The following is an 18,235-nucleotide window of genomic DNA, read 5'->3' as shown; positions in this document are numbered from 1 at the left end:
ACGTCTCAGGGGGCGTCTTTGACGATTTCGTACAGGACCGCCGTGGCATAGCTGCCGCGCGGCAGGGAAAATTCGAGGAGCAGATCCTCCCCCTCCCGGCGCGCCGTCGGGTTTTCGATCGGCACCCGTAGCGGCCGCCGTTCCCCCTCCATGCCGAGACCGTCGGATAGACGAAAATTCTCCAGCCTCAACCCTTCCTTGTCAAGCAGGCTCTGTTCGAGCAGTCCCGCCTGCCCCTGTGCCGGGGTCATCTTGAAGCCGAACATCGGTCCCGTCGGGCTGATTTCCATCGCGTCGGCGCGGGGCTGCTCGGCGGCGGGGTCGACCACCAGGAAGCAGGCGCCGTTGACATGTTTATAGGCCAGGTCGCCGGGCCAGAGGAGATCGATGGAATCGAGGCGCATGGCCAGCACCCGATCGAAGAGATGGGACTGGTAGGCCGACAGATAGAGGCGCAGCAGCTTGCGGGGATAGCCCATCAGCGATGCCTCGGGGCTTTTGCCGTCGCGCAGGGCATGCAGGAGCGCCCGTTCGTCGCGGAAGCGGCCGGGAAAGGCGGCCAGCGCCCCGTCGAGATCCCCCTGGCCGAAGGCTTCGGCGGCACTGCGCCAGCGTTCGTTGGCGATAAGCGCAGGATCGCCGATGATCTCGCGGATGGCTTCGGGAAAATCCCGCCGCAAGAGTGCCCGCCCGATGCGATGGGAATTACCGAGGACGCCGTAGCGCTGTTCGCCGAAGCGGTTGGGGACGCCGGTCTGCTGCAGAATGTGCAGGGTGTCGAGGGCATGTTCCAGGGCACCGTCCTTAACCTGGCGCAGCCGGAGGGTGAAACGGTTCCCCGCCAGGTGGCCGAGACGCAGCTTATTGCGGTGAAAGCGGGCGTCGAGCACGCGGATGTTGTTCAGTTGCAGATCGAGGGCCTGCTCCGGGGTGACGCCGGTGACCGAGACCGTCTGCCGGGTGGTGGCCCGGGCATCCTTGAGCCCGGCGTAGCCGATATCCCGTTCGCGCAGCCCCAGCGCCTTGGCCAGACGATGCAGCAGTTCGTGGGTGGTGATCCCCTCTTTTTCCACCAGCAGGTAGAGATGTTCCCCCTCGCCGCAGGGGGTGTAGAGGGGCAATTCCTCAACCAGGAAATCTTCGGGCGATTCTTTGATGGTGCCGCCGGTGCCGGGAACCTTGGCAGTCAGATAACTAGGCATGTTCGACGCGCCTCCAATGGAGTCGGAAACCGGTGTCGATGGTCGGGGGCGCGACACCCTCCGGCGGCAGGTGCGGATCCCGGCGGTAATGGATGAAATGGATCGGCTGCCCCTGCTGGAGGAAGCGGCGCATGTATTTGGAAAGGGGATAACCGGGCAACTCGGTGACCAGCGGTTGGTCGAGAACGTTGACGTAACCGGTCATCTCCGGCAGCAGCGCGGCGACATCCTCGGCGTAATCCTGGAAATCGGTGCTGAAATAGAAGTCGCCGCCGGGGCGCAGATAATAGAGGGCCGTTTGCAGAAATTCCTGTCGCACCAGGCGCCGGTCGCGGTGACGTTTTTTCGGCCAGGGATCGGGGCAGTTGATATAGATCGCCGCCAGGCTTTCCGGGGGGAGATAGTGGGTCAGCAGGTAGCGGGCCTCGGCGCGCAGCACCCGGACGTTGCTCAGCTCTGCCCGTTCGATGCGGTTGCAGGTTTTGAGGCAGCCCTTGTTGTAGATGTCGATGGCGAGAAAATTCAGCTCCGGCCGCAGACGGGCCAGTTGCACGATGAAGTCGCCAATGCCGCAGCCGATTTCCAGGGCCAGCGGCCGCTTTTCGGGAAAGAGCGCGGAGAGGTCCATGCCCTCTTCGGGGGCGCGCGGCAGGGGGAAGAAAATGGGGGAGGTGATTTCGATCATCCTCTGGGTCATGCGGGTGGTCCTTTGTGAAAATTAAATGGCGAGGGTTTCGGGGCGGCAGGTCGGTCAGAGGGCCCGCAGATAAGTCAGCAGCGCTTCCCGTTCCCTTTCGGTGAGATGGCTGAACGTCGGCATCGCCGCCTGGGGGTCGTGTCGGATCAGGAGTTCCCGCAGCCGGGACCCGGCCAGGCGCGTGCCCACGCCGTCCAGGGCCGGACCGCGACTGCCGCCGTCCGCGCCGAGGCGATGACAGCCCCGGCAGCCGAGGGCGAGAAAAATCGTCTCTCCTTCGGGCCGGTCGTCGGCGGCAAAGGCGGCGACGGCCAGGAGCGAGAAGAAGAGCAGCGACAGGATGAAGGTGCGACGGCAAGGGCGGGACAAGCGATCCTCCCGGATAGGGTTGGGGCGCAGCATACAATGAAGCCGCTTGCGGTGCAATGCGCTCGCCGGAAATTGAGTTGAAATAATCCCCGGCGCTGGTTAAGCTGGCCCCTTGCGAATCATCCCCCTACCGCCTGTGGAAAAGCATTTCAGATAAAGGAGAACCCGCCATGTTGATCGTCATGAATCACAGCGCCACCCAAGAACAGATCCGCTCCGTCGAAAAGGCGGTAGAGGCCATGGGCCTGCAAGCCTCGCCGATCCCCGGCAGCGAGCGCACCGCCATCGGCGTCCTCGGCAATCAGGGCTATGTGGACGACAGCACGATCCGCGAACTCCCCGGCGTGGTCGAGTGCATCCACGTCAGCAAGCCCTACAAGCTGGTCTCCCGCGACTTTCATCCCGAACCGACCATCGTCGAAGTCGGCCCGGTCAAAATCGGTAACGGTCTGCCGCCGGTGGTCATGGCCGGTCCCTGCTCCATCGAAAGCGAAGCGCAGATGCTCGCCTCGGCGCGGGTGGTGAAAGCGGCCGGGGCACAGATTCTGCGCGGCGGCGCCTTCAAGCCGCGCACCGGGCCGCACTCCTTTCAGGGTCTCGGGGTCGAAGGCCTCAAATATCTGCGTCGGGCCGGGGACGAAGCGGGGCTGCCGGTGGTCACCGAGGTCATGCGCATCGAGCAGCTCGACGATGTCTGCCGCTACGCCGACATCCTGCAGATCGGCGCCCGCAACATGCAGAACTTCGATCTGCTCAAGGAAGTCGGCAAACGGCGCCATCCGGTGCTGCTCAAGCGGGGGATGAGCGCCACCCTTGAAGAATTCCTGGCCGCCGCCGAATACATCGTCGCCGAAGGGAACGGCCAGGTCATCCTCTGCGAACGCGGCATCCGTACCTTCGAGAAGGCGACCCGCAACACCCTTGACCTGTCGATCGTGCCGCTCATCCGCAAGATGAGCCATCTGCCGATCATCGTCGATCCCAGCCACGCTACCGGTATCCGCGCCCTGGTCCCGGTGATGAGCAAGGCCGCCCTAGTCGCCGGTGCCCACGGGCTGATGGTCGAAGTCCATCCCGAACCGGAGAAAGCCCTGTGCGACGGCGCCCAGAGCCTCACCGGCGAGGGCTTCGCGACGCTCATGGGTGAGCTTTCCGGGCTGCTCAAATATCTCGGCTATTGAGCGCGGACGCTCAGGCGGCGTGCAGGCGCAGCAGGGTGATTTCCGGACGGCAGAGAAAGCGTACCGGCAGGACGCTGGTGCCGATGCCTCGGTTGACGTAGAGGGGGGTGGAACTCGGGCCGACGCGGTAAAGCCCGGCGACGAAGGGGTACGAGAAACGGGGCAGGTAGAAGGGTTCGACAAAGGGGATCTTGACCTGACCGCCGTGGGTGTGCCCGCACAGAATCAGATCGACGCGGCCGTCGAGTTGCTGATGTTGGAAGGCCGGGACATGGGAGAGCAGCAGGTTGACCCGGCCGGGGTCGGCCTGCTGTTGCAGCTTAAGGAGATGATCGACGGGGGAGGGGTAGTCTAGGCCGAGGATCGAGAGGGGCACGTCGCCGGCCTCCAGGTCGAAGCGTTCGTCGATGAGCAAGGTGACGCCGACCCCGGCGAAGTGACGGCGCAGATTTTCCCCTTCGAGGCGTGACCAGTATTCCCAGTTGCCCTGCACGGCGAAGATCCCTTTCGGCGCCCGCAGCAGTTTCAGAAACTGGCGGACATCGGCGAGGTTGCGATCCTTTTCGAGAAAATCGCCGGTGATCAGGATGGCTTCCGGCTTCAGCGCGTTGACCGCCTCCGCCACACGGCGGTGGTAATCCGAGAAGGCCTGGATATGCAGGTCCGAGATCTGCACCAGGCGCAGCTCCCGTCCCGGCGGAATCTTTACCAGCGGCAGATGCAGTTCCTCGATCTTGAAGGAGCGCGGTTCCCGCCACAGGACATCCCCCGCCAGCAGACCGCCGAGTCCCAGGGTGCCGGCCGTCAGCAGGCGGCGGCGGGTCAGCGGCAGGGTGGATTTTTCCGAAGTCGTTTCGGGTGTCGTCATGGGTCGTCGGGGTATCGGTTTGGGTTGGGAGCTTGCGAGTTGCGGTGGCCTTGGGTATTCTAACCCGAAGCCCTTTACTTGTTCCAGGAAAGGTTTGAGGTTATGAACGAAATCATCCAGATCGCTCCCGAAGTCTACTGGCTCGGGGCCAAACATCCCCAATTGCAGGTTTTTGACGAACTCTTTCCCACCAGCAACGGCTCCACCTATAACGCCTATCTGATCAAAGGCAAAGACAAAACTGCGCTGATCGATACGGTCAAGGGACCCTTCACCGAAGTCTATCTCGATCGGGTCGCGGCCCTGGTCCCCCTCGACAAGATCGATCTGCTGGTGGTCAATCACACCGAGCCCGACCATTCCGGCGCCCTCGGTGAGCTGCTCAAGCGCAATCCGAATATCGAGATCTACTGTTCGAAAGCGGCGGAAAATTTTCTCAAGCAGATTCACGACGTGCCGATGAAGACCCACGCCGTGAACGAAGGGCAGGAGATCGACCTGGGGGGCAAGACCCTGCGTTTCCTTCTCGCCCCCTATCTGCACTGGCCGGATACCATCTTCACCCTGCTGCCGGAAGAGAAAATCCTCTTTTCCTGTGACGCCTTCGGCGCCCACTTCTGCCCGGAAAAGCTCTTCGACGACGAGTCTCCCGATTTTTCCGCAGATTTCATCAGTTACTTCGACGTCATCATGCGGCCTTTCAAGGATAAAATCCGCGAGGCCCTGGCCAAGGTCGAAAATCTCGAGTTGCGGATGATCTGCCCGTCTCACGGCCCGCTGCTGCGCCGCGATCCCAAGGCGGTCATCGCCGCCTACAAGACGCTGGCTGCTGCGCCCCCCGAGGATGGCAAGAAGCATGCGTTGATTCTGACCCATTCCCCCCACGGCAACACCCGGAATATGGGCGCCGCCGTGCGGCGGGGGCTGGAGAGTCGCGGGGTGGCGGTAGCGGAAATAGCCATGTACGGCGCCGATGCCGGGAAAATCCGTGACGCTCTGGAGTGTGCCGATGCCTTGGTTGTTGCCACCCCGACCATCAACCGCGACGCGCCGCCGCCGGTTTGGCACGCCCTGGCGCTGATTTCCACCGTCACGCCGAAGGGACGGATCGGCGCGGTGCTCGGTTCTTACGGCTGGAGCGGCGAGGCGGTCAAGCTGGTGGAGGAACGGCTGGTTGGGCTCAAGTACACCCTGGCGGCGCCGGGGTTGCACTATCGCTTTACCCCGGGGGCGGAGGATATTGCCGCTTGCGTCAAGATGGGGGAGCAGGTGGCGGCGGCGTTGTTGGGGGAAAAATAGAATTGGCCGTGTTTTGTGAAGGGAAAAGGCCGGTGTCTGCCGGCCTTTTCCTTTGCGGCAAGGGGTTGAACCATCGGGACTCGCACGGATGCCGGTGGGTCTGTGGGACCTCTCATAAAACCGTCGGGTCCCGGCCCGACAGCCGGGTTACTTTTCTTTGAACGCAAAGAAAAGTAACCAAAAGAAACTTGCCACTGCGTGGGGCATGGCGGTCGCTGTCGGCAGGGTTTCAATCCGCTTTCGTCGACGGCAACAACGGCGGTACTTCGTGGCACCTCCCCGGGCGCTAGCGCGTGTCGAGGCTTCGGCGGCGGTGTTTGGACAACCAGCGCGGCAATCGCGTTTTTGAGTAAAAACCCTCAACCCCTAAACCCTACAGATTTTCGGTTGTGGTTTTGCTTTTCCGGTAGCCCGGCGTTTGTTCAGCCGGGAAAGCTGCTGAAGCCACCACCGTTGGTGGCAGTTGCGCTACGAAGCACGGTCGCCGGCTTCGCCACGGTGGTGATTACGTTCACCGTCCTTCGCGCCGGTGCTCTTCATGCCCCACGCAGTGGAGCCGCTTTTTTGCTTACTTTTTTGTCGGCTTACAAAAAAGTAAGTCGCCTGTCGGGGCGAGTCCCGACGGTTCTAAGATTTTGCTTTTCGGATATTGGATATGTCCTCACTCATTGCCACTGTGGCCATCGCCGCCCCCATCGACAAACCTCTCTCCTACCTCGTCCCCGACTCCCTGCGAGAGTCGGCGCGGGTCGGGGTGCGGCTGCGCGTCCCCCTCGGGCGGCGGCAGGCGGTCGGCTATCTCCTGGCCCTGGCCGAGGGCGATCCCGCCGGGCTCAAACCGGTGGCCGAGGTACTTGACGCCGCCCCTCTCTTCGCGCCCGAACTGGTCCCCTTTTTCACCCGCGCCGCCGAGTACTACGGCCATCCCCTCGGCGAGGTGATCCGCACCGCGTTGCCCGCCGGACTCTCCGGACGGGGCGCGGAAATCGCCATTCTCCGGGAAAAGCTCTATACGGCTACAGACCTGCCCGGACAGCCGAGCAGCGCTTTGCAAAAGGAGGTGCTGGCCCTGGTCCGCGCCGCCGGGCAGCTGACGGTGAGCGAACTGCGGGCGCATGTGGCCGCCCCCTACGGCGCTCTGCGGCGGCTGGTGGAACTCGGCTATCTCGAAGAGAGCGAAACCGAGCGCCGGCGCGACCCCTTTCTCGATCTGCCGGTCACGCCCGATGCGTCGGCGACCCCCACCGCCGAGCAGGCGGCTGTACTGGCGCGGCTTGAACCGGCGCTCTCCGGCGGCGAGTTCGCTCCGTTTCTGCTGCACGGGGTCACCGGTAGCGGCAAGACCGAAATCTACCTGCGCGCCATCGACCAGATCTTGGCCCAAGGGCGACGGGCGCTGGTGCTGGTGCCGGAGATCGCCCTCACGCCGCAACTGGTGGGGCGTTTTCGCGCTCGCTTCCACGGCGGTCGGGCGAGTATCGCCGTGCTTCATTCCGGGCTCTCCGACGGCGAGCGCTACGACGCCTGGCGGGCCATCGCCCGTGGCGAAGTGCAGATCGTCATCGGCGCCCGCTCGGCGGTCTTCGCCCCTCTCGATAAGTTGGGGATCATCGTCGTCGACGAGGAACACGAGGCGAGCTACAAGCAGGGGGAGGGCTTTCGCTATCACGCCCGCGATCTCGCCCTGCTGCGCGGCCAGATGGCCTACGCGACGGTGCTGCTCGGCAGCGCCACTCCCGCCGTCACCACTTTCCAGCGGGCGCAGAGCGGCCAGACCGGCTATCTGGAACTCCGTGGCCGGGTTCTTTCCCGGGAACTGCCGCAAATCGAACTGGTCGATCTGGCCGCCACCCCCTTCGGCGAACACCTCTCCGCGCCGCTCTTGACCGCTCTGGAAGAGAATCTGACCCGGGGCGAACAGTCGTTGCTGTTGCTCAACCGCCGCGGCTTTGCCCCTTATCTCCTCTGCGCCGACTGCGGCGCGACCTTCCGCTGCCCCAACTGCGAAATTACCCTGACCTTCCATCGGCAAAACCGGCTGCTGCGCTGCCATTATTGCGACTATCAGCAGACGCCGCCGGAGCTTTGCCCCAACTGCAACGGGGGCAACATCCATCCCGAGGGGATTGGCACCGAGCGCCTCGAAAGCGAGCTGGCCGAGCGCTTTCCCGAGGCGCGCATCGCCCGCATGGATCGCGACACCACCGCCCGCAAGGGGGCGCATCAGTCCCTGATGGAGCGCATGACCGGCCGCGAGATCGACATTCTCGTCGGTACCCAGATGGTCGCCAAGGGACACGACTTTCACGGCGTCACCTTGGTCGGGGTGGTCAACGCCGACGCCACCCTCAACTTTCCCGATTTTCGCAGCGCCGAGCGGACCTTCGCCCTCCTCACCCAGGTCGCCGGGCGGGCCGGGCGGGGGGAGTTGCCGGGACGGGTCATCATCCAGACTCGCAACCCTGACCATTACGCCCTGGCCTGTGCCGCGAGCCACGACTATCGCGGGTTTTACGAGCAGGAAGCCGCTTTCCGCCAGGAACTCGGTTATCCCCCCTTCGGCCATCTGGTCAATCTCGTTCTCTCCGGCAACGACGGCGAGCGGGTCGCTGCCGCCGCGCAGGAACTGGTCTCCGCCCTCTTTCAGGCTGCCGGGGAAGTCGAAGTCCTCGGCCCCGCTCCCTGTCCCCTGGCCAAGCTGCGGGGGAAAAGCCGGATACAGATCCTGCTCAAATCCCCGACGCGCCCCTCCCTGCGCCGCCTCCTCGCCCGACTGCCCGCGCTGCGCAAAAAAATCCCCGCCGGCGTCGCCCTCGCCGTCGACGTCGATCCGGTCGATATGCTTTAATGCGGTGGGCAGGGTGCGGGTACGGATGGCATAATGTATGTTGTTTCATCTAGACAAGGTGTCTTTTGGGTTCTGGGGATTTGATGGCAAAACAAAAACAAGAAGATTGGGATCTCGCCGCGCTGGCCGATCTGGAATATTTTCTCGGCCGGGATGCCGAGGCCGACGAGGAGGATCTCGCCGTTCGCGACCGGGAACTCTATCGCGGCCGTCTGCAGCAATCGCCGCCGCTGCCCCGGCGCGTGCTGTTGCGGCGCTGGCTGGAACTGCGGCGGGACGCGGCGCTGGCGCGCGGGGAGGGTGGGCTTCCCGGCGCCGCCGTGGCCGCGCTGGTCCGGTTGCTCCCGCTGCTTCTCTTCGGCGGCGCCCTGATCTCCGGCGCGGGACTGGCCTGGGGGGTGCTGAGCTATGCCGGTGCCCGGCCGATCAATCTATTCGTCGCGCTTCTGCTGCTTGTTCTTCTCCCCTTTCTGCTGGCCCTGGCCTCGGCCTTCCTGCCCCTGGCGCGGCGTCTGACGGGCGGGGATGTTTCCGGTCCCGTCGTCACCGCCCTGACCGGCGCCCTCTTTACCCGGCTGGGCCGGTTCCTGGCCGGGAAGGGGCAGGGCGCCTCGGTCTGGGGCAGTCTGCGCGCCCGGGGGAGCCTGCATGCCGGGATTTTGAGTCGGCTGATCTTCGCCTGGATGCAGCTTGCCGGGCTCGGTTTCGCTCTCGGCCTGTGGCTGACGGTGCTGCTGCGCGGCTGGGTCGCCGATCTCGCCTTCAGCTGGCAGACTACGGCCCAGGTTTCCGCCGAGCAGGTCTACCGGCTGGCGACGTGGATCGCCTGGCCCTGGTCGGCGCTGGCGGAGCCCCCCCGTTCCCATCCGACCCTGGCGCAGGTCGAAGGCTCGCGGGTCTTTCTCAAGGAGGGTCTGGAACATCTGGCCAACGCCGATCTTCAGGCCTGGTGGTATTTCCTCCTCTGGGCGATTCTCGTCTATGCCTTTCTTCCCCGTCTGCTGCTTCTCGCCGTCGCCCTCTTCGGCAGCGCCCGCGCCAAGGGCCGCCTCGCCTTCACTGATGCCCGCTGCGAGGCGCTGCTGCGGCGCATGCGCCAGGGGCAAATGCGGATCGGCAAGGAGAATACTCCAGTCGGCGGGCCCGCCCCCTTGGCGGACTATGTGGAGACGTCCCCCGAACCGGAACTGTTTCGGCTGCGGGTGCTGATCCCCGAAGAACTGCTGGCGGAGGGACGGGCGGAAGCCTGGCGCGCGGCGCTGGCGGAGCAGTTTTGCGGCGAGGTGACGGGGATCGAGGCGGTGCGGCTCGATGAAGAGGAGGATGCCGCGGTGTTGGCGGCGCTGGCGGCGGAACCGACGGAAATTTCGCCGGTGCTGGTGCTCGAAGGCTGGCAGCCCTGCATCACCGCCACCCTCGAATATCTCAAAGCGCTGCGCCGCGCCCTCGGCAAGGAGCGGCTGCTGACCCTGGTGCTGGTCGGTCGCGACGGCGGGGAGGGCGCCAGGATGCCGACCCCCGCGCAGGAATTCGCTATCTGGCGCGGCCGTCTCGCCACCCTCGGCGACGGCGCGCTCCTGGTTCGCAACTGGAGGTCCGCCCATGACTGAGGTTCCCGTCTTTGCCGTGATGGGTCATCCCAACGAAGGCAAATCCTCCGTCGTTTCGACCCTGACCGAGGACGATTTCGTCCCGATCAGCGCGGTGCCCGGGGAAACTCGCCGCTGCGTGAGCTACGCCATCACCCTCGACGGCGAGCCGCTGGCCCGTTTCGTCGACACCCCCGGCTTCCAGATGCCGCTGCCGACCTTGCGCTGGATGAAGAGCTATTCCGGTCCACCGGGGCGCCTGCTGGAGGATTTCATCCGCCTGCACCGGGAAGATCCCCGCTTCGCCGACGAATGCGAGCTGTTGCAGCCGCTCTTGGATAACGCCGGGATCATCTACGTGGTCGACGGCTCGCGCCCCCCGCGGGCCAACGACGAGGCGGAAATGGAGATATTGCGCCTCACCGGACGGCCGCGCATGGCGGTAATCAACGCCAAAAGCGACGAGACCGCTTATCTCGACGAGTGGAAGGCGGCCTTCGCCAAGACTTTTAACGTCAATCTTCAGTTCAACGCCCACCGGGCGACCTTTCGCGAGCGGATCGAGTTGCTGGAGGCGTTGCGGCACATCGAGCAGGAATGGGGCGCGCCCCTCAAGCGGGTGGTGACGGCCCTCAGGGAGGACTGGAACGGACGCCTGGAAGCCTGCGCCGATGCCATCTTGCTTATGTTGGAAAAGGCGCTGACCCTGACGCTGGAAGAGATCAGCCGCGCGGAGGAGGAAGGGGAACGTGAGCGGGTGCGCGAACGGCTCACGGTAGAGTTTCAAAAGAAGCTCGCCCGGCTCGAAGAGGCCTGCCGGAGGGAGCTCAAGGGGCGTTTTCTGCACAACGTCTTCGCTGTCGACCTCGCCGCCGAAACGGTGGCGGCGCAGGATCTTTTTTCCGAGGAGACCTGGGAGGCGCTGGGCCTGACCCGCAAGCAGCTGAGCATCGCCCTGGCCACGGTCGGTGCGGCGACCGGCGCGGCCCTCGACGTGGCCGCCGCCGGTATCAGCTTCGGCGTCTTCACCCTCGGCGCCGGGGCGCTCGGCGCTCTTGCCGGCTGGTCGGGTACCCGCCCCCTGTCACGGCTCAAGGTCGATATCGGCCCATTCTCCCGGGAGTTGGGCGGTTGCCGCATCCAGGTCGGCCCCCTGAAAAATCCGCAGCTGATGTTTGTCCTGCTTGACCGCGCCCTCATCTACTTCCAGTGTGTCAGCAACTGGGCCCACGCCCGCCGCGAAAGTCCGACCCTGGCCCTCCCCGAAGGGAAACAGGGGCTGACGGCGGGCTGGGATCGTGAGCGCCGCCGCCTTTTCGAAAGCTTCCTCGCCGCTCTGCGCCAAGGGGAAACCGGCAAGAGGGACGCCCTGCGCCCCGAACTGCGTCGGACGCTGGTGCGGGTGATGGCCGAAGAGTCGACCTGAGCCCTTATTTCGCCGCGTCCTGCAGGGAGATTTCCCCTTTTTCATGGATTTTGATCCGCGGGTGCAGGCGACCGATGTCCAGTTGCGCTTCCAGATCGTAGCTGAAAGGCTTTTGCGGATTTTTGAACAGGGAGGAGAAGAGGCCGATGCTGCGCAACAGGTCGGCGGTCGCCGTCAGGGTGACATCCCCCTCGCTGTAGGCGTCGATGACCGGCAGGTCGGCGGAAGCGCCGGTGATGACCTTGTGCCCGGCCAGGACCACCGAATAGACGATCCCTTCCAGTTTGAGTGCCGAGCGGTTCGGGTTGACCACGTGCAGGCCGATTTCAAAGCGCGGCACGCCCCCGTCGGAGGGGAGGAAACGGAAGGACTTGAGCCCCACCGTCGGTGTTTCAAAACCGGGGCTCATAGCCAGGCATCCCCCCAGAAAAAGTATCGCCGCCAGCATCAGTATCCATTTGCATAAACGCATGGTGTTCTCTCCTTGTTGATGAAACCCTGTTCCTCTCTTTTACCTCATCCCGTCAAAAAATCTCCCGCAAGACCAGTTCGATATGAAACTGCCGCCCTTGCCGCAGCAGGGTGAAATCGAGCCGCGTCCCCGGCGCTTGCCGCAACAGTTCTCGGATGGGCAGCACCCCGCCATACTCGGCCACCGGTCGGCCATCAACCGCCGCGATGACATCGCCGGCGACAAATCCCGCCTCCTGGGCCGGTGTCCCCGCCGCCACGAAAGAGACCATCGGCCCGCCGTCCTCCCCCTGGCCGACGAGCAGCCCGCTGCGATCTTCGGGAAAGGTCCCGTTGAACTCGGTGCCCGGTTCGATCATCACCTGCTGCTTGCCGTAATCGAGGGTGAGGACGAAATGGCGCAGCAGCGAGTTGCCGAGGTTGCCGGCCAACTCCCCCACCGCCGCCGTCCCCGGCCCGGCCTCGTCGGGGATGGTCAGGAGCGGCCGGTCGATGACGAAGCCGGCGATCTCCATCCGCTCGAAAGCACTCAAGGTTTCGAAACTGAAACCCGCCATCCCTTTGCTGACCGTCTCCACCCCCGGCCGTTTCAGCAGGCCGTGGCGGGCGGCGAAGGGATGGTGCAGCGAACTGCGATGGGAACCGAGGTCGAGGCTGAAACGGCCCTCGGGAAGATCGTCGACCCTCGCCGGCAGGGAGAAGGTGCGGTACTTGAGGGGGGCGTCGACGACTTTGCCGGTGCCCCGGTAGACGAAGCTTTCCGGGCGATAGAAGGAGACCGTGCGGCGGGCGTAATCGATGCGGGTGACGAAGCGGGAGAGGAAATCGTAGCCGAGAATGCCGACGCGTACCGGCTCGTAACTGCTTTCGGCGAGTCCCTTGTAGGCGTGGATGGTCTGCGCCGGCAGGGTGAGTTTCCCCACCCGGCAGGGAGGCAGGCGCACGAAGGCGAGGGTGAAGAGGTCGCCGAAGCCGAAGCCGCCGATGCTCCCCACAAGTTTGAGGCCGAGACTTTCGGCGTATTCGGCGTCGATCACCGACATGGAGGCGCCGCTGTCGAGAATCCACCAGCGGGTGTCGCCATTAAGGGTGACCGGCAGGTAGATGAGATTTTCGCTGAAGTGAAAGGGGATATTTTCGGCCCGGTCGTCGGCGGGAAAGCCGATGGCGCCCGTTGCCGGCGCGGGTTTGGCGAAGCGCCGCCGGTCCACGGTTGGATTGATGCGCTGGGCGGTGATGGCGATTTCCCGTCGCTTGTTGCGGGGGTGGATATCCGCGACCTGGCGGAAGGGGAGGCGCAGGCCGTCGATGCGCCGGTAGTCGTGGTAACGGGTGTGAACCTCCACGTCCGGCTCCGTGTCGACGGTCTTCACCACCCGCAGATCGTCGAGAGCGATGAAGAAGCGGCTGACGTCGCTGTTGATGCGGTTCTCCAGGCGAAACACCCGACAGGGCACGCCCTCCACCTCGGCGAGCCCTGCGTCGCTCAGGGTGAACCAGGGGGAGTCGGGGTTCAGATGTTCGAAATTTTCCAGCAGTTCGGCGATCCGGCGGCGCTTCAGGGTCTCCTCATCCCGCACTTCCTCGACCTGGCCGTTGGTATCCCGGCGCCAGCGCAGATTGCCGTCATCCCCCTCGCTCTGGCGGATGATGCCGAAATCCTCATCGAGCCGGTAACGCAGCGGTTTCTCCGCCCATGCCTCAAAAGTACCCTCCAGCCCATCGTAGCGGACCGTGCCGACGCTCCAGCCGGAGTTGATCCGCTTGAAGCGCTCCAACCCGCCCATCGCCTCGTAGTGGGCGGCGAAGAAACGATAAGGATCAATCACCTCTTCGGCGCAAACGGGCCAGGCGACGAAGAGGATCAGGAGCAGGCCAAGGATGAGGCGGCGCGGTAGCGTCGGCATGATTTCCCCGGTGTAGGATGCGGTGACGACAGGAACCGCATCGGGGTGTGATGAGGCATGGGTGGGCGTTGTTTTGTAGGGGCGCAGCATGCTGCGCCCCTACGGCGGGATACCTCTATTTTTTCGGCATTCCCCCGTGCGGATCGCCTGCCGGAGGCAGCACGAATTCCACGGGGACGTCCAGCTCTTCCTCGCCGCGTCGAATCTTCAGGGTCGAGCGATCCCCCGGCTTTTTGCGTTTTACCTCATAAATAAGGTCGAAATTTTCCGCCACGGGCTCGCCGTCGATGGCGAGAATCCGGTCGTCTTTTTGCAGCCCGGCAGTTTCCCCCACCGAGGCGGGCATGACCCCCTCGACGACCACGCCGTCTTCTCCCTCCCCGAGCATCACCCCGAGCTTGACCTCCTGCTTGCCGAGATCCTCGTATTCGGTGAAGAGGAGAAAATCGTAGGGAACCATGGGGAATTTGGGCTTTTTGACATTCATCAGCCGGTCTTTTTTATCCGCGGGGACGACGATTTCGGTGCTGCCGACGAGGACGTAGGAGGTCGGCAGGCGGCGAAAGACTCGGCGCGGGATGCCGAAGCCGTAGCGCACATGGTTCCCCCCGGCGACCACCATCAATCGGTGGTCGGCGTGATCCGGGTCGCTCAGGTAGCGGACAACGCTTGCTGCCATGGTTTCGTCCCACAGGGTTTGGACGCGATGAAAGCCGTCCGCCGGAATCGCGCCGTGCTTGCCGTGGTCGCCGAGAATCGCCTCGGTCATGGCCTTCTGGTAGGGATCGTCAAGATCCATCTCCGGCACCTGCCGTTGCTCTGCCTCCGTCAGTTCCGCCGTCGGCTTGGCCCGCACCGCCGCGACCAGGCTCTTCTCGGCGTTGAGTCCGATCAGCGGAATCCGCAGATCCCGGGCGAGTTCGAGCAGTTCCCGGTAATAGTCGAAATCCATGCGCCAGGTTTCGTACCAGCGCGATTCCTTGAGAAACTCCTTCTCCGAAAGTTTCCCGGCGCTCCAGCGGTCGAGAATCGGCTGCTGGGAGGGGACGAACATCTCCATGCCGAGGGCGATCTTCCCCGGATGGCGCTCGGCCAGAGCACGCAGCAGCGCCACCTGCTGGCGGTGTGAAGCGGGGTTGTCGTGGGTTTCGCCGACATAGACGATACGGGCGTCGCCGGCGATGGCCTGCATGCGCGCCTCGTCGACGAGAACGCCGGTGGGCAGGTGCACGATTTGCCCCAGTTGCGGTTCCCGGGGCAGGGGATAGGGCTGTTCGGGATTGGCGGTCATGGTTTTCGGCGCGCAGGCGCAAAGGGCAAGGGTGAGCAGCAAAAGAGAGAGGCTACGGATAGAAAACATGCGGGTCTCCTCAAAAGTGTGGCGAAATCGACTGGAAGGATTAGACCACAAAAGGAGGGTTCTGCCAACCTCCGCCGGAGCGGCGAGGGGAGCCGGCCGTGGCTCGCGATCGCTTCTTGTCAGAGCGCCATCCTCGGTTAAGATTGACGGCACACGCGAAGGGGAGGGCTCATGAGTCACTCATTCTACGAATATCTCCATAATCAGCTTGAGGATTTGCGGGGGGAGGGGCTGTACAAGGAGGAACGCCCTCTGGCTTCCCCCCAGGCGGCGCGGGTCCGGATCGGCGGCGGGGGGGAACTGCTCAACCTCTGTGCCAACAACTATCTGGGGCTGGCCGATCATCCCGAACTGCTCGCGGCGGCCAAACGGGGCCTCGACGAACGCGGCTTCGGTATGGCCTCGGTGCGCTTCATCTGCGGCACCCAGGATGCTCACCTGGAACTGGAGCGGCGCCTCGCCGCCTTTCTCGGCTGCGAGGCGGCCATCCTCTATTCCTCCTGCTTCGACGCCAACGGCGGCCTCTTCGAGACCCTGCTCGATGAGCGAGACGCGGTCATCAGCGACGCCCTCAACCACGCCAGCATCATCGACGGTATTCGCCTCTGCCGGGCGAAACGGCTGCGCTATGCCCACAACGACCTGGCTGAGCTCGAAGAAGCCCTGCGCCAGAGCCGCGACGCCCGCTTCCGGCTCATTGCCACGGACGGGGTCTTCTCCATGGACGGCGACATCGCCGAGTTGCCGTGCCTGGTCGACCTGGCCGAGCGCTACGATGCCCTGCTGATGGTCGACGACTCCCACGGCGTCGGCGTCCTCGGCGCCAAGGGACGCGGCAGCCACGAGCACCACGGCCTGCTCGGGCGTATCGACATCCTCACCGGCACCCTCGGCAAGGCCCTGGGCGGGGCGAGCGGGGGCTACACCGCCGGACGACGGGAGCTGGTCGACTGGCTGCGGCAGCGCTCCCGCCCCCATCTCTTCTCCAACGCTCTGGCCCCGGCGGTCGTTGCCGCCTCGCTGCGGGTGCTCGATCTGCTCGAAGACGGCGACGACCTGCGGCTGCGCCTGCGCGAGAACAGCCGCTATTTCCGCGAGCGGATGCAGGCGGCCGGTTTCTCTTTGGCCGGGGCCGAGCACCCGATCATCCCGGTGCTGATCGGCGACGCGCATCTGGCGAGCCGGATGGCGGCGCGGCTGCTGGAGGAGGGAATTTTTGTCGTCGCTTTTTCCTTTCCCGTGGTGCCGAAAGGGCAGGCGCGCATTCGTACCCAGATGTCCGCCGCCCACAACCGCGAACAACTCGATGCCGCCGTCGCCGCCTTTGCCCGCGTCGGCCGGGAACTGGGGGTGATTTCATGACGCCAACGACGATGAAGGCCCTCGGCAAGCTCGCCCCGGGGCCGGGACTGGAACTGCACCGGGCGCCGCTGCCGGAAATGGGGCACAACGACCTGCTCATCAAAATCCGTAAAACCGCCATCTGCGGCACCGACGTGCATATCGATGGCTGGGACGAGTGGGCGCGCAAGACCATCCCGGTGCCGATGATCATCGGCCACGAATACGTCGGCGTCGTCGCCGGCATCGGCCAGGAGGTGAGCGGCTTCGAACTCGGCGACCGGGTCACCGGCGAGGGGCATGTCACCTGCGGCCACTGCCGCAACTGCCGGGCCGGACGCCGCCACCTCTGCCGCAACAGCGTCGGCGTCGGCGTCAACCGCCCCGGCGCCTTCGCCGAATATCTGGTGATCCCGGCGGTCAACGCCTTCAAACTGCCCGACTCCATCAGCGACGAGCAGGCGGTGATCTTCGATCCCCTCGGCAACGCCGTACACACCGCGCTCTCCTTCGATCTGGTCGGCGAGGACGTGCTCATCACCGGCGCCGGTCCCATCGGCGCCATGGCCGCCGCCGTCGCCCGCCACGCCGGTGCCCGGCATGTGGTCGTCACCGACGTCAACCCCTACCGCCTGGCCCTGGCCGAACGCCTCGGCGCCACCCGCACGGTGCGGGTCGATCGGGAATCCCTGCGCGAGGTGATGGCCAACCTCGGCATGAGCGAAGGCTTCGATGTCGGCCTGGAGATGTCCGGCGCCCCGGCGGCGTTGGCGCAGATGCTCGACACCATCAACCACGGCGGCAAACTCGCCCTGCTCGGCATCCCCCCCGGCACCATGGCCGTCGACTGGAGCCAGGTCGTTTTTAAGGGATTGACCCTCAAAGGCATCTACGGCCGCGAGATGTTCGAAACCTGGTACAAAATGGCCAGCCTCGTCCAAGCCGGCCTCGACCCCACCCCCATCATCACCCACCGCTTCGCCATCGACGACTTCGCAAAAGGCTTCGCGGTCATGCGCTCGGGAGAATCGGGGAAGGTCGTGCTGGAGTGGGAGTGAGGAGGTCTGTAGGATGCCGGTGAGCGAAGCGAACCGCATGGAAGGGGGAGGATAAAAATTAGGTAAATCCCCGACTTGACGGGCTATGCCGGCCGGGATAGATTGGCGTGGGCTTATGCGTTGCGGGGGGATAGGTCGAAAATCGGGACTGCTTGAGAATTGACCTGACTCGCGTGGTAAAAAAATTGTAGCCTTGGCTTTCTGCGGCTAAATGGGGCAAGTCGGGGCCGAAGGGTAGGGAGATAAGTAACTCAACTTTCGCAGCAGTATGACAGGGCCTAAGGCCCTGAAATCAAGATGATCTTTCAAAAGACATGGGCCGGAAGTAGCGTTGCTCGTCGTAACAAGGCCGGTATCTGGGCCATGAAGTCCTCCAGCATCCCCCTTAGCGAGGCGGTCGGGAGTTCGGCGAAGGCCTTCAATCCCTGCTCCAGATGGCTCAAGAGCAGTCGGAGTGCTTCGGCAAAACTGACCTGCCTCAACTCATCGCATCCGGCATGAAACAAGGTTCCCAGGGTGCGCGGATCGTTGTGCGTGCGCCGGGCAACCTCCAGCATGATATAGCGGGAGAAAACAATCGTCGTATGGGCGACCAGCGCATCGTAGCTGCGGCTCTGAA

14 protein-coding genes and 1 pseudogene are annotated in these 18,235 nt (G+C 64.4%); 7 read left to right on the top strand and 8 right to left on the bottom strand.

The window, feature by feature from the left end; translation table 11 throughout:
• Window positions 1–5: 5 nt before the first annotated feature.
• Genes truD through BQ4888_RS05615 form a run of 3 tightly spaced genes read right to left on the bottom strand, consistent with a single transcriptional unit; the run spans window position 6 to window position 2,268 of the window.
• Entirely contained in the window at window positions 6–1,202 is a 1,197-nt protein-coding gene (gene truD / locus BQ4888_RS05625) for a tRNA pseudouridine(13) synthase TruD (RefSeq protein WP_092054784.1), read from the bottom strand.
• Window positions 1,195–1,899, bottom strand: coding sequence for a tRNA (guanosine(46)-N7)-methyltransferase TrmB (gene trmB, locus BQ4888_RS05620; protein WP_092054781.1), 705 nt, complete (start codon window positions 1,897–1,899; stop codon window positions 1,195–1,197). Before trmB ends, truD begins: the two co-directional genes overlap by 8 nt.
• A 54-nt stretch (window positions 1,900–1,953) precedes the next feature.
• Entirely contained in the window at window positions 1,954–2,268 is a 315-nt protein-coding gene (locus BQ4888_RS05615) for a c-type cytochrome (RefSeq protein WP_170232968.1), read from the bottom strand.
• 170 nt (window positions 2,269–2,438) lie between these two features.
• On the opposite strand from BQ4888_RS05615, the gene aroF reads away from it, so the two are divergent.
• A complete protein-coding gene (gene aroF, locus BQ4888_RS05610) occupies window positions 2,439–3,449 on the top strand; it encodes a 3-deoxy-7-phosphoheptulonate synthase (RefSeq protein ID WP_092054776.1) in 1,011 nt (336 codons plus the stop codon).
• Between the two features lie 10 nt (window positions 3,450–3,459).
• On the opposite strand, the gene BQ4888_RS05605 is transcribed toward aroF, so the two are convergent.
• Window positions 3,460–4,317 carry a metallophosphoesterase gene (locus tag BQ4888_RS05605; RefSeq protein ID WP_170232967.1) on the bottom strand — a complete coding sequence of 286 codons (858 nt, stop codon included), beginning with the start codon at window positions 4,315–4,317 and terminating at the stop codon, window positions 3,460–3,462.
• A 102-nt stretch (window positions 4,318–4,419) separates the two neighbouring features.
• On the opposite strand from BQ4888_RS05605, the gene BQ4888_RS05600 reads away from it, so the two are divergent.
• From BQ4888_RS05600 to BQ4888_RS05585, 4 genes are all read left to right on the top strand, one after another.
• Window positions 4,420–5,616, top strand: a complete 1,197-nt coding sequence (locus BQ4888_RS05600; protein ID WP_092054771.1) for an FprA family A-type flavoprotein — start codon at window positions 4,420–4,422, stop codon at window positions 5,614–5,616.
• Between the two features lie 655 nt (window positions 5,617–6,271).
• The gene (priA, locus tag BQ4888_RS05595; protein WP_092054769.1) at window positions 6,272–8,464 is read left to right on the top strand and encodes a replication restart helicase PriA; all 2,193 of its coding nucleotides are present in this window, start codon (window positions 6,272–6,274) and stop codon (window positions 8,462–8,464) included.
• An 83-nt stretch (window positions 8,465–8,547) separates the two neighbouring features.
• Window positions 8,548–10,074 carry a DUF2868 domain-containing protein gene (locus tag BQ4888_RS05590; protein ID WP_092054766.1) on the top strand — a complete coding sequence of 509 codons (1,527 nt, stop codon included), beginning with the start codon at window positions 8,548–8,550 and terminating at the stop codon, window positions 10,072–10,074.
• Complete coding sequence (locus BQ4888_RS05585; RefSeq protein ID WP_092054763.1) at window positions 10,067–11,479, top strand: GTPase/DUF3482 domain-containing protein; 1,413 nt, start codon at window positions 10,067–10,069, stop codon at window positions 11,477–11,479. The genes BQ4888_RS05590 and BQ4888_RS05585 overlap by 8 nt, the downstream gene beginning before the upstream one ends.
• Before the next feature lie 4 nt (window positions 11,480–11,483).
• Here the strand turns inward: BQ4888_RS05585 and BQ4888_RS05580 are convergent, their stop codons facing one another.
• Genes BQ4888_RS05580 through BQ4888_RS05570 form a run of 3 tightly spaced genes read right to left on the bottom strand, consistent with a single transcriptional unit; the run spans window position 11,484 to window position 15,217 of the window.
• Window positions 11,484–11,951 (bottom strand): LEA/WHy family protein, encoded by a 468-nt coding sequence (locus BQ4888_RS05580; RefSeq protein WP_092054760.1) that lies wholly within the window; start codon window positions 11,949–11,951, stop codon window positions 11,484–11,486.
• A gap of 52 nt (window positions 11,952–12,003) precedes the next feature.
• Window positions 12,004–13,947, bottom strand: a complete 1,944-nt coding sequence (locus tag BQ4888_RS05575; RefSeq protein ID WP_092054757.1) for an aspartyl protease family protein — start codon at window positions 13,945–13,947, stop codon at window positions 12,004–12,006.
• Window positions 13,948–13,972: 25 nt separating this feature from the next.
• Window positions 13,973–15,217 (bottom strand): ChaN family lipoprotein, encoded by a 1,245-nt coding sequence (locus tag BQ4888_RS05570; RefSeq protein WP_092054754.1) that lies wholly within the window; start codon window positions 15,215–15,217, stop codon window positions 13,973–13,975.
• A 171-nt stretch (window positions 15,218–15,388) separates the two neighbouring features.
• Here BQ4888_RS05570 and BQ4888_RS05565 point away from each other — a divergent pair, with 171 nt between their 5' ends.
• Window positions 15,389–16,579, top strand: coding sequence for a glycine C-acetyltransferase (locus tag BQ4888_RS05565; protein WP_092054751.1), 1,191 nt, complete (start codon window positions 15,389–15,391; stop codon window positions 16,577–16,579).
• A gap of 11 nt (window positions 16,580–16,590) precedes the next feature.
• Window positions 16,591–17,616, top strand: a complete 1,026-nt coding sequence (tdh, locus tag BQ4888_RS05560) for an L-threonine 3-dehydrogenase (RefSeq protein WP_092054748.1) — start codon at window positions 16,591–16,593, stop codon at window positions 17,614–17,616.
• Window positions 17,617–17,921: 305 nt separating this feature from the next.
• Here tdh and BQ4888_RS17955 read toward each other — a convergent pair.
• Window positions 17,922–18,235 (bottom strand): annotated as a pseudogene (locus BQ4888_RS17955) (IS4 family transposase); the annotation flags it as partial.

The organism is Desulfuromonas acetexigens, from assembly GCF_900111775.1.
In the GTDB taxonomy this organism is placed as follows: Bacteria; Desulfobacterota; Desulfuromonadia; order Desulfuromonadales; family Trichloromonadaceae; genus Trichloromonas; species Trichloromonas acetexigens.
The sequence above is the reverse complement of the archived record's forward strand: the minus strand, read 5'-3'. Positions and strand labels throughout refer to the sequence as shown.